This is a genomic window from Acetivibrio sp. MSJd-27, assembly GCF_018918095.1.
Classification (GTDB): domain Bacteria; phylum Bacillota; class Clostridia; order UMGS1840; family HGM11507; genus HGM11507.
Map to the genome: position 1 here is coordinate 1 of NZ_JAHLPV010000015.1, position 12,387 is coordinate 12,387.

Sequence of the window (12,387 nt, forward strand, 5' to 3'; positions counted from 1 at the left end):
GCTGGCCATGTGGAAGTGGCGGGATGGGAACCATGGCACGCTGCATCGGATACTCATGTTTTTATTCCCAATAGACACAAAAACGCGTGGATTCGCTTGATGGAATCCATGCGTTTTTCGACAGGCTGTATAGATTAATGTACATTAATCTATATAATTTCTTGATTTTTTTTCTCTTCAATGATAAAATAATAAACAATGCAGTAAGATTGGAATATAAGGAGAAAAGCTATGAAAATTCTATGCCTGATCCTTGTCGCCGTCGGCGGCCTCATCTGCTTTCTATCCAAAAAGATATTGAAGGTGCTGAAGGTCCAGGCAGATGGGGCGGATTTTGATAAATACGTGGTATATGTAAAAGCGGTAGGCTTTTTTGTTGCGGCCTTCGGCGCATTGATTTTATTCATAAAGGGCTGAACTGAGAGGAGTTAACGGAATGAGAAAAGAACTTGCAAAAAATTACGATCCGAAGGACGTGGAGGAAAAGATTTATGATACCTGGCTGAAAAACGGCTATTTTACGCCGCAAATGGATAAAAAGAAAGAACCTTTTACCATTGTGATTCCGCCGCCGAATGTCACAGGACATCTGCATATGGGACATGCGCTGGATGAAACCCTGCAGGATATCCTGATGCGCTATAAAAGGATGCAGGGCTTTTGTGCTCTGTGGGTTCCGGGTACCGATCATGCGGGAATTGCAACCCAGATCAAGGTGGAGGAGGTTCTTCGCAAGGAAGAAGGGCTTACCCGCCATGATCTAGGTCGTGAAAAGTTTTTGGAACGAGTCTGGGACTTTAAGGAAAAACATGGGAACTATATCATGGATCAGATCAAAAAACTAGGCAGTTCCTGCGACTTCAGCAGAGAGCGTTTCACAATGGATGAGGGCTGTTCCAAAGCTGTAAAAGAGGTTTTTGTCAATCTGTACGAAAAGGGCTTGATTTACCGCGGAAACAAGATTATCAATTGGTGCCCGCACTGCATTACAGCCCTGTCCGACGCAGAGGTAGAGCATGAGGACCAGGCCGGTGCGTTCTGGCATATCAAATATCCGGTGAAGGACAGCGATGAGTTTGTGATAGTTGCAACGACGCGGCCAGAAACGATGTTTGGAGATACCGCGGTAGCAGTTCATCCGGATGATGAAAGATATACTCATCTGGTGGGAAAAACATTGATTCTTCCTTTGGTAAATCGAGAAATTCCGGTCATTGCAGATGACTATGTTGACAAGGAATTTGGGACGGGCTGTGTGAAGATTACGCCTTCCCATGACCCAAATGACTTTGAGGTCGGCTTGCGTCATAATCTGGAACAGATTCGTGTAATGAATGATGATGCTACTCTGAATCAGTATGCGGGAAAATATGAAGGAATGGATCGCTATGAAGCTCGTAAAGCCGTTGTAGCTGATTTGGAAGCGGAAGGCTTGTTGTTAAAGACGGAGCCCCATTCCCACAATGTCGGGATCTGCTATCGCTGTGGTACGACGGTTGAACCGATCACCTCCCGTCAATGGTTTGTTAAAATGGAACCTTTGGCGAAAAAAGCGATTGAAGTGGTAGAAAAACGGGAACTGGAATTCGTGCCGGATCGCTTTTCTAAGATTTATATGAACTGGATGGAAAATGTACATGACTGGTGTATTTCCCGTCAACTATGGTGGGGGCATCAAATCCCGGCATATTACTGTGATGCCTGCGGCGAGATGGTAGTCAGCAAAGAGAAGGTTCATACCTGTCCGAAATGCGGTGGAAAAATGCGTCAGGAGGAAGACGTACTGGATACATGGTTTAGTTCTGCTCTCTGGCCGTTTTCTACCTTGGGATGGCCCGAAAAGACGAAGGAAATGGATTATTTCTTCCCGACATCCGTTTTGGTGACAGGCTATGACATCATCTTCTTCTGGGTTGCCAGAATGATCTTTTCTTCATTGGAACATACCGGCAAAATTCCGTTCCGTCACGTGTTTATCCATGGACTGGTACGGGATTCCCAGGGACGCAAAATGAGCAAATCGCTCGGCAACGGTATCGATCCTTTGGAAATTATAGATAAGTATGGTGCGGACACATTGCGCTTCACTTTGGCAAACGGGAATTCTCCCGGAAATGACATGCGTTTTTATATTGAGCGGGTGGAGGCGGCGAGAAACTATGCCAATAAGATTTGGAATGCTTCCCGTTTTGTGCTGATGAACCTGGAAATTGATAAAATCGAATTGCCGGCTCAGCTGGAGATGGAGGATAAGTGGATCCTTTCCAAATATAATACACTGGTCAAAGAGGTGACGGAAAACCTGGATCGGTTTGAGCTGGGTGTTGCTTTGGCGAAGCTGTATGATTTCTCTTGGGATCTATTCTGTGACTGGTACATTGAAATGGTGAAACCACGGCTGTACGAAAAAGGGGAAAACGCAAAAACAGCGCAGAATGTTCTTGCTTATGTTCTGAGCGGATTCTTAAAGATGATTCATCCCTTTATGCCATTTATTACAGAAGAAATCTTCCAGTCCCTTCCTGTAGATGAGGAGAGTATTATGGTTTCCAAATGGCCGGAGTTTGATGAAAAACTTTGCTTTGAAGCCGAAGAAAAGGCTGCCGGTATGCTGATTTCCGCTATCACCGGGGTACGCAATATCCGTGCAGAGATGAATGTACCCATGTCGAAAAAAGCACAGATGTTTATAAAAACCAAAGAAAAGGACGCTTTTGAAAAATCCGAGGCAATTTTTCTGAAGCTGGCGGGTGCCAGCGGTATTACGGTGACCGATGACATGAATTTATCGGTGGAGGACAGCGTATCTGTCGTTTCCGAAGATGCTGAGATCCTGATTCCCTTAGGTGATTTGGTTGATTTTGAAAAGGAGATTGAGCGTCTGGAAAAAGAGAAAAACAATGTTTTAGGAGAAATCGATCGAGTGGAGAAAAAACTTTCCAATCACGGATTCCTTGAGAAAGCCCCTGCGAAACTGGTGGAGAATGAGAAAGCGAAAAAAGAAAAATATACCCAGATGCTTCAGCAGATTGAATCCAGATTGGAGAGCTATCGGAAGTAAGAAGTGCTTATTCTTTTCAATGGCTGTATCACGATTTTTGTGATGCAGCCTTTTTCATTCTCTAGCCACTTTTTATCATATATGGCCAAAAGGAGAAAAAACACTTTTTTCCTTGTACAGGATGTGATACAATAAAAACGTGAAACGTTATGAGAACGAAAAGATGTGATGAAAAAGGGATTCAAAATCTGTACTTTCAAGGAATTGCTTAAAAGGAGAAAACAAAAATGAGTCTGGAAGAAAAATACCGCAATACCCATGATCTGCATGTACCAGAATGGGGACCGTTTTCAAAGTTATATTATGGATTGTCCCATATTGCAGATCGAAAAAAGGGGCTGCGTTTTGATTTGAGTGTGATTCCATCCTATTACAGGGCAAAATATATGTTCCCCGATGCTTTGAGGGACTGCGGAATCCATCCCTGGGAGACGACCGTTGATTTGAGCTATTATTCTTACCGTTATGAGATGGAATGGAAGGATAAGGTCTATGCGGATGTGTCCTATTATACCTATGATAAAAATACGCGGGTGATCCGATGTCATTTTGTAAATAATACGGATGAAAATCAGAATACTTCTATGAGCCTGATGGCTTCCATGGAGACGCCTTTGGTATCCCTGAATGATCGCAGAGTAATGGAATATGCTTACTGCAAACTGCCAAAGGGAGCGGTTTATATTGATGCCCTATCCTATACGGATCTTACCTATCACACGCCCCGTCCTACGGATCATCTGGTTTTTGAAGGACTGTTCCGCGGAGAAAAACGCAGGAGTGGCTTTGTAAACGGCAGTGCTCTGGCTGCCGGATTCGGAGATGAGAGGGGAGACCGCGTAACCTATCATTTTCAGACAGAAAAACAGATGAAAAATGCAGTTTTGATGGTACGGTATTGTGCGGAACATGCAAATGTATTTGAAATAGATGGAAGCTTTCGCGAGCAGATTATCCTGCCGAAATCCAACCAAATGACAGTCTGTCAATTTCCGATTGGACGTTTGAAAGAGGGCAGTCATGAAATCACTCTGACAGCCCATGGAGCAGGCGGGCTTGCGATAGATGGCTTTGTTGTTTGTGAAGCGGAAAAAACGAGGGAAGTGTCCTTTGAAATAGAGCATTGGAACAGAAAACCGGAAATAAAGAAAAAAGGAAACAGTTTGATACTGGATTATCCGGATACTCCTGTTGTCTATGGTCTCAAATGGCAGGAGGGCGGTTCGATTGTAAAAGAATACCTGACAGACTGCATTGAGCATTCTCTTCGGGCGACTTCCAATTGTTTTTTTGAGAAATGCTATGACGATGGCGGTGAGGGGCATTATACGGTGCCGGTGCTTTTTCCGTTTCATTTAAAGCCTCACAGTACCGAAACAGTTTACGCTTTTGTGACCTGTGGAACCAAAGAACAGGTAGAATCAAGAATAGAAGGACTCTCTGTCGAGCCGGAAATTTTAGAAGCACTTTATCGGGAAAGAAGAGCCGGAAGAATACAGTTCCGCAGCAATACAGCTGGACAGCAATACAAACAGGGAATTTCCCTGATGGCCGCTACCATCCAGAACAATATTGTATTTCCCATCTATGTACATGGCGACTATATCCGCCACAATACGCCGGGAAAAGGGTGGGATTGCCTTTATACGTGGGACTCCGGATTTATTGGGCTGGCGCTTTCGATGATGTCAGAAGAAAGGGCGATGGACATTTTGAATGCGTATATGACGGAACCTGGTTTTCCGCACGCGGCATTTGTCCACTTCGGCTCACCGGTACCTGTTCAGTTCTATCTGTTTTTGGAGCTTATGAACCGTTATGGTACAGAGGAACATTTAGAATATTTTTATCCGAGGTTGAAGCAATATTACGAGTTTCTTGCCGGAAAAAGCGGGGGCTCTACGACGAACCAGCTGAGATCTGATGTGCTCAAAACCTGGGATTATTTCTATAACTCGGGAGGATGGGATGATTATCCCCCGCAAGTGTACGTGCATGAAAATGGCCTGACCGGCTGCATTTCTCCGGTTGTTACCAATTGTCACGTGATCCGAATTGGGAAAATGATGACGGTTTTTGCGCAGAAATTGGGAAAAGAGAAAGAGGCTGAGGCATATCGCAGAGATAGCAAACGGTTTGAAAAGGCTCTTCAGGTAAATGCGTGGGATGAGAAGTCCGGTTATTTCGGCTATGTCGTTCACGATGAAAATGGAAAGCCAAAGGATATTTTACGCGATAAAGACGGAACGAACTTCGATATGGGATTGGATGGGCTATACCCCTTAGTGGCTGGTATTGTTACTCCCGTTCAGAAAAAAGCATTGCTGAGCCATCTGAAATCAGAACGGGAGCTGTGGACTCCAATTGGAATATCTACAGTCGATCAAAGCGCTCCTTATTTTAATCCCTGTGGTTATTGGAATGGTGCGGTATGGATGGCACATCAATGGTTTCTCTTTAAAACGATGTTGGATTTAAATGAGACAGATTTTGCAAGAAAAATTGCTTTGACGGCACTGCAGCTGTGGAAGAAAGAGACTGACCTAACCTATCACTGCTATGAGCATTTTCTGGTACAGAGCGGACGGGGAGCAGGGTGGCATGATTTTTCTGCCTTGTCCGGACCGGTTGTTAACTGGTTCTTTTCCTATTTCGTCATCGGAAATTTTACCTGCGGTTTTGAAGTTTTTGTGGAAAACAGGCGCTTTAAAGATAATTTTTCAGAATTCTATGCGGATTTAACCATTGAGGGGCAAGATGAAGTTGCTGTATTGCTGACACTGCAGGAGGGGAATGACTATCGTTTTACTTACCAGGGAAAGAAAGTGAAAGCAAAGGCTGTATTTGATGGCGTCTATGAAATTGTGCTTCCCGCCAGGACACAAGGAAAATTTATCGCAGAAAAGACAGCCTAACGATACAAAGAGAATAGACAATGGAACGAATTTATGGTATAATAACCTCACAAACCTCTAGAATATTGAAAATGTTAAGAGGTTTGGAGAACGATTGAATCACAATACTGCGGCGACATTCCGCCGCCTTCGTTGTTGTGGTATAATATACACGAGGTATATTATAATGAATGTCTAAGTTTCGCTTGTCTGGAACAAATCCGTATAACCGAAGTTCATGAAAATTGTATCATCAAGAGCGTTGCTTTTATGGTGACTTTTGCGAAGCAAAAGCATTTCGTTCTTATTATAAGGTTATAAAAAGAAGCAAAGAAATGAGGGGGAGTTATGAGACAAAGAGATGTTGCACTCAGCATTGTATTTACTATTATTACATGCGGAATTTATGGGATTTATTGGTTCATCTGTCTAACGAATGAGATGAATGAGGCAGCTGGAGAGGAAGATACATCCGGTGGGCTGGCATTTGTTTTTACACTGATCACCTGTGGAATTTATGGGATTTATTGGGCTTATAAGATGGGCGGAAAACTAAATCAGGCACGCCAGATGCGCGGAATGTCTGTAGATTCCAGCACAGGAATCCTTTATCTAATTTTGATGATTTTTGGGCTTGGAATTGTCGTTTATGCGTTGGCACAGGATGGCTTGAATAAAATGGCTCAGGAATGAGAACAAGATGGAGAAAAGTTCTGCGGACAGCAGTTTTTTTTGCTTCCGCAGGATTTGTTTACACTGTGCTTTATCTGCTTGGCATACAGATTCCATGCCCATTTCATAGGCTTACCGGGCTTTATTGTCCAGGGTGTGGAGTGTCAAGAATGTGCATTTCTATTTTAAGACTTGATTTTTTATCTGCTTTACGTTATAATAGCATAGTATTGTTTTTGTTACCGGTGATATTTTTGTTGATGGTACAGTTGACAGTGCGCTATGTGAAAACAGGAAGGAAACAGCTTACAAAGGGACAGAGGATTGTTGTTTGGAGTATGGCCGTAATATTGGTGCTGTTCGGAGTAATAAGAAATTTTCCGCAGTTTCCGCTTTTGCGTCCGCCTGTCTAATATTTGAAAAACAGCAGGGGATATCCTGCTTATTACGGGGCATTAGCGCAGTTGGGAGCGCGTTTGACTGGCAGTCAAGAGGTCAGGGGTTCGAACCCCCTATGCTCCACCATTAAGAAAGCCTATAACCTCTATAAGCATTGAGGTTGTAGGCTTTCTTATTTTTTGAAATACCGCACTTTTATTTTATCATGGTTTTTAACATCTTTTGTACTTTAGATGCTGAATGTTTGGCTAATGATCTTGTCTAGCATCAAAGGATATGCTAAAAATGATGTTAAAATCATTAGTTGTACAAAGAAAGCTGCTTTTTACTGCTTTTTTCTTTTTGTACACTTCATTTTACCGTTGCCTTCGTACGTCAGAAAGTAGTTTTTATCTTGAAAATAATAGAATTGGTGTATCTGCGGCACATTTGAGATTGTCGTATTTTACAATGCTTTCTAAATCAAAAAAGACATAATACTAGAAAATGCTACTTTGCTATTCAACAAGCGTACATGTAAAAATCGAATGGGAAAAAATGATATATATCGTAAAGAGACAAGTGAGAGCATGCCAGCTATTTTTGAAATCTCTTCACATAAAACTTCGTTTATCTCCAGTGAGTGCTGGGGAAAAACGGAGTTTTTATTTTGCTTCCAGAGTAAATAATACTGCACTTATTACAGCTTGTATTATCGGTTCCGCTGCCTGCTTCCTCTTGTATTTTATTAGTATTATAACCGTATCTTTAAATGAAACTTTTCATAGATAGGATGGTGAGCAGAATTTTAAGTCTACGTTCTAAGAAGGATTGCTATGATGCACTGAGACATATCATCTTTTAATTTTTCTATATACATTTTAATTACGATATTTTTCGACACAAAAGAAGAAAAATAAAGAGTTGATATTAATAATGTGAACAATTAAGCTTTAAAATCGTCATTTTTCGACACTTTTATTGTAAAAATAGGAAATAAATGAAAAAAGTTTCTGATATAGGACATTGTTTGTGCTATAATAATGAAAAAAGCAGATTACGATAAAAATCAAGTGACAATTCCGGCAAGGATAATAATAGAATCATTTTGAAATTGCGGGGGAATGATATTGATTTGTAATTTGTATAAACTGAGGACAGAGCGCAATTTGAGTTTACGGAAACTGTCGAATTTGTGTCATGTGTCCAAATCGTATTTGAACAAATTGGAAAACAACAACATCGAAAATCCTTCATTTCCCCTTTGCCGAAAAATTGTGCTTGCGCTGGATGTCACATATGATCAACTATTTACATTTGAGGGGGAGGAACACAGTGTGGTTATCGATTTTGAGGGCTATAAGAAAAGCAAAAAATTTTTTACTGACAAGGAAGCGGCGAATGCATATTCTGATTACCTGGATGATTCTCAAAAATATATGGTAACCAGAATGATCATTCATCTAACCGAAAAAAGGTCGGAATCAAAAGAAGAATAAATTAGTTCGCTTTTCTTTTGCAAATATGCTGTTCCGATTTCGGAATTTTGTCTCTGTCCTGATGCAAATCAGCGATATAACTTAATAAATCATCCCGTATGGGCTCATCAAAATCTCTTATTTGTGTGATGAGCTCTTTTTCTTCTTCCGTGAGAAAGAAAGTATTTTTAGGGTTATGGAAATTTGTCTCATCTTCCCATCCCATTAGATAAGCTGGTGTAGTGCCCAGGATTTCAGACAGCGGCTTTAAAACGGAAATAGGCATTTTTTCAATCTCCCCATTTTCATATCTGAATATCGTGGATCTTGAAACTCCCAATTTATCCGCAATATAGTCCGCATTCATTCGCAGTTCTTTTCTTCTTTTTTTCATCAATTCTCCAGTATTCAATAAAAACACCTCTTTTCCTATTATAATATATCACATAAGAGGAGAAAGCGCAACTTATTTTTCGCAAAAATGCGATTTTCATATTGACAAATGACTCAAGTGATGATACGATTAATCCACAGAGTTGCATAAATGCGATTTTATAAGATGTAAAACTACTTTTTTACAAACGATAATATATATAAAATAGTGGCAATCTGTCTATATCTAGAATACAAATACCGGAAATTAATAAGGCGAAAAAATAGCGTGATGCTATGCAAAGATAAGATTAGAAAGGATGTCGAATTTCTGATGAATGGACTAAAACCATGCCCGTTTTGCGGCGGTCATGCTGAGATAAAAGTGTATAACCCTAAATATTATGGAACAGTTGGTGTTTCTGTTGTATGCAAAAACTGCGGTGCTCGGGGCAGACTGGCAGGTATAAATGATGTGGTAATATCAGGAAACACTATCTCTACTCCTATTACGAATGATACGGTTGAGAGAGGAAGGAGACAAGCGGCAGAATTATGGAACAGAAGGGTCAAAAGCAATGTTTAAGCATTACAAAGTTGGTTTTTACAAAACAATTTTTTGCAATTCTGCGTCGAAATATTCATGAATATGACAGAATCGTCCCCGCATTTTCATAACTCATAAAAATTGATTTCTGGTGTATAGAAGAAAAATTTTGTTTTTCAGCTCATTAGTGTATCAATTGGGAAGAACCATTGTATAGAAAGTCACTATTTGGTGGAGACGGACCTTGAGTCTGATCCATTCTTCAATAAATATTTGGAGGTACAGGGGCTACTCGATTGTGCACAGAGAAGAAAGGCCTTAAACTAGAGAAGTATACATAATCTCAAAAGAAAACATTGTGTTATACCTATGATCTCGATTTTCTTTCTCAATATAGACGAACCTTTTATAATGTAGTATAATGGTTTAAACAAACGAACCGTTAAACCGATAAAAATCGATAGACAGATACGGCCGGAAAGAAACTTCTCTTTCGGGTCGGGAAAGAGGACAGCTTTATGAAGAAAGAAGAAAAGAAAAGTGCAATTGAGCGGCTGGCGGCTTTTATTGTAGACAAGCGGAAAGGTTTTTTTCTGGTATTTATCGGAATGGCTATTTTCAGTGTCTTCGCCAGCACGTGGGTTTCTATCAATGAAGATCTAACCTCGTATCTTCCGGAGGAAACAGAGACGCGGCAAGGCCTGACGATTATGGAGGATGAATTTACAACCTTTGCTTCCGCACGGGTGATGGTGGATAATATTTCTTATGCAAAAGCGAAACAGGTTGCAGAGCAGCTTAAGGAGCTGGAGGGAGTCAAGTCTGTCACATTTGATGACACGCAGGATCACTTCCGCTCTGCAGCGGCTCTTTTTGATATTACATTTGACGGTGAAACAGATGATCAAATCAGCCTGGACGCTATGAAAAGCGTGAGGGACGCCCTGTCTGGCTGGGATGTTTCAATCTTCACAGAAGTTGGAAATTCGGATTCTGAAACTATTGCATCCGAGATGAATGTGGTAATGGTGATTGCAGTTGTTATTATCATTGCCGTTTTGCTTTTTACATCCCATACCTACATGGAAATCCCTGTTTTATTGATCACCTTTGGAACTGCGGCAATTTTGAATATGGGAACCAATTTTATATTCGGAGAAATTTCTTTCGTATCGAAATCCATTGCGGTTGTATTGCAGTTGGCGCTTGCGCTGGATTATGCAATTATCCTATGTCACCGTTATACCGAGGAACGAGTGCATCTCGAAGCGCGCGAGGCAGTTATTACTGCTTTGTCCAAGGCGATTCCGGAGATATCCGGAAGTTGCCTTACCACCATTTCAGGGCTTGTGGCGATGACTTTTATGCAGTTTCGAATTGGCTTTGATATGGGAATTGTGTTGATCAAAGCAATATTTTTCAGCCTTTTGTGTGTTTTTACTTTAATGCCGGGGCTGCTAATGCTGTTCTCGAAATGGATTGACAAGACACACCATCGCAGTTTTGTTCCGCGGATTACGGCAGTTGGAAAATTGGCGGTAAAGTCTCGTTTTATCATTCCTCCTGTTTTTGTTTGTCTCTTGGTGTTTGCTTTTTTGTTGTCAAATCAATGTCCCTATGTGTATGGAACCAGTACTTTACATACTGCAAAACAAAATGAAAGCCAGATTCAGCAGCAGAGGATTGAGGAAACTTTCGGCAGTCAGAATATGATGGCATTATTGGTGCCGGCGGGTGACTATAAAACAGAAGCCAAACTTCTTTCCGAGCTGAACAGCTGCACCGAAATCGATTCCACGATGGGGCTCTCTAATATTGAGGCGATGGATGGATATGTATTGACGGATACGCTTACAAGCCGTCAATTCGCGGAGCTAACCGATTTGGATATTGAGGTAGCACGGCTGCTGTATACCGCTTATGCTGCCAATGAAAAAACTTACGGACAGATTGTCAGCGGAATTGATAGCTATGGAGTTCCTCTCATTGATATGTTTATGTTTCTTTATGATCAAAAACAGCAGGGATATGTCAATTTGGATGAGGAACTTAATGAAAAACTTGAGGATATGCACAGCCAGCTGAAGGATGCACAGCTGCAGCTGCAGGGAGAGCATTATAGCCGTATGTTGCTGTATCTGAATTTGCCTGAGGAAAGTGCGGAAACCTTTGCGTTTTTGGATCAAATTCATCAGATCGCGGAAAAATACTATAATGATCCGGTTTATCTGGTAGGTAATTCTACAAACGATTACGATTTATCCAGTTCCTTTGGAAATGACAATATTCTTATCAGCATTCTGTCAGCGGTATTTGTTATTCTGGTGCTGCTGTTTACCTTCAAATCCGCAGGACTTCCGATTTTACTGATTTTAGTAATACAGGGAAGCATATGGATGAATTTTTCCTTTCCAACACTGACACACAGCAACCTTTTCTTTATGAGCTATCTGGTGGTCAGTTCCATTCAAATGGGGGCAAACATTGATTATGCCATTGTTATAACCAACCGTTACACCACACTGAAAAAGGAAATGCCGATCAAACAGGCTATGATAACGGCCTTAAACCAAGCATTTCCCACTATTATGACCTCCGGCCTGATGCTTGCATCCGCAGGTATTTTGATTGGACAGCTTTCCTCCAATCCAATTATTGCTTCCATTGGTGTTTGCCTGGGACGCGGAACGATTATTTCCATTATCCTGGTTATGTTTACACTGCCCCAAATCTTATTGCTGGGGGATGTTATTGTTGAGAAGACAGCATTTTCTCTGAAAAAACCGGATATCGTCCGAAACCATACGGGGAATATGCGGATAAGCGGTCATGTGCGCGGTTATATATCCGGTATGGTGGACGCTGATTTGCAGGGTACCGTTCATGGTACCATAAATGCGATGGTAGAAGCAGGAAATATCGAGGAAGAAAAAATGATAACAGAGCATACGGAAAATACAGAGCAAAATAAGGAGGAAGTGTGAA

The 12,387-nt window shown here is 41.3% G+C and carries 9 protein-coding genes, 1 tRNA gene and 1 pseudogene; 10 read left to right on the forward strand and 1 reads right to left on the reverse strand.

What is annotated here, in order from left to right:
* The first annotated feature begins 231 nt into the window (after positions 1-231).
* From KQI32_RS06770 to KQI32_RS13395, 8 genes and pseudogenes are all read left to right on the forward strand, one after another.
* Positions 232-417 carry a hypothetical protein gene (locus KQI32_RS06770; protein ID WP_216424420.1) on the forward strand — a complete coding sequence of 62 codons (186 nt, stop codon included), beginning with the start codon at positions 232-234 and terminating at the stop codon, positions 415-417.
* A gap of 19 nt (positions 418-436) precedes the next feature.
* A complete protein-coding gene (locus tag KQI32_RS06775; protein ID WP_216424426.1) occupies positions 437-3,061 on the forward strand; it encodes a valine--tRNA ligase in 2,625 nt (874 codons plus the stop codon).
* 227 nt (positions 3,062-3,288) lie between these two features.
* Positions 3,289-5,976 (forward strand): trehalase family glycosidase, encoded by a 2,688-nt coding sequence (locus KQI32_RS06780; protein ID WP_216424427.1) that lies wholly within the window; start codon positions 3,289-3,291, stop codon positions 5,974-5,976.
* A gap of 327 nt (positions 5,977-6,303) precedes the next feature.
* Positions 6,304-6,648 (forward strand): DUF4234 domain-containing protein, encoded by a 345-nt coding sequence (locus KQI32_RS06785; protein WP_177691835.1) that lies wholly within the window; start codon positions 6,304-6,306, stop codon positions 6,646-6,648.
* Positions 6,645-7,040: a DUF2752 domain-containing protein gene (locus KQI32_RS13625; RefSeq protein ID WP_177691834.1), complete on the forward strand. Its 396-nt coding sequence runs from the start codon at positions 6,645-6,647 to the stop codon at positions 7,038-7,040. The genes KQI32_RS06785 and KQI32_RS13625 overlap by 4 nt, the downstream gene beginning before the upstream one ends.
* A 36-nt stretch (positions 7,041-7,076) precedes the next feature.
* Positions 7,077-7,152: transfer RNA gene (locus tag KQI32_RS06795), tRNA-Ala, on the forward strand.
* Positions 7,153-8,129: 977 nt separating this feature from the next.
* Positions 8,130-8,318, forward strand: a pseudogene (locus KQI32_RS13630) (helix-turn-helix domain-containing protein); the annotation flags it as partial.
* A 24-nt stretch (positions 8,319-8,342) separates the two neighbouring features.
* Positions 8,343-8,504 carry a hypothetical protein gene (locus tag KQI32_RS13395; RefSeq protein WP_253291097.1) on the forward strand — a complete coding sequence of 54 codons (162 nt, stop codon included), beginning with the start codon at positions 8,343-8,345 and terminating at the stop codon, positions 8,502-8,504.
* Between the two features lies 1 nt (position 8,505).
* On the opposite strand, the gene KQI32_RS06805 is transcribed toward KQI32_RS13395, so the two are convergent.
* Positions 8,506-8,877 (reverse strand): helix-turn-helix domain-containing protein, encoded by a 372-nt coding sequence (locus KQI32_RS06805; protein ID WP_216424430.1) that lies wholly within the window; start codon positions 8,875-8,877, stop codon positions 8,506-8,508.
* Positions 8,878-9,189: 312 nt separating this feature from the next.
* Here KQI32_RS06805 and KQI32_RS13635 point away from each other — a divergent pair, with 312 nt between their 5' ends.
* Together KQI32_RS13635 and KQI32_RS06815 are read left to right on the forward strand one after the other, a co-directional pair.
* Positions 9,190-9,441: a Lar family restriction alleviation protein gene (locus tag KQI32_RS13635; protein ID WP_216424432.1), complete on the forward strand. Its 252-nt coding sequence runs from the start codon at positions 9,190-9,192 to the stop codon at positions 9,439-9,441.
* 479 nt (positions 9,442-9,920) lie between these two features.
* Entirely contained in the window at positions 9,921-12,386 is a 2,466-nt protein-coding gene (locus tag KQI32_RS06815) for an RND family transporter (RefSeq protein WP_177691830.1), read from the forward strand.
* Position 12,387: the final 1 nt, after the last annotated feature.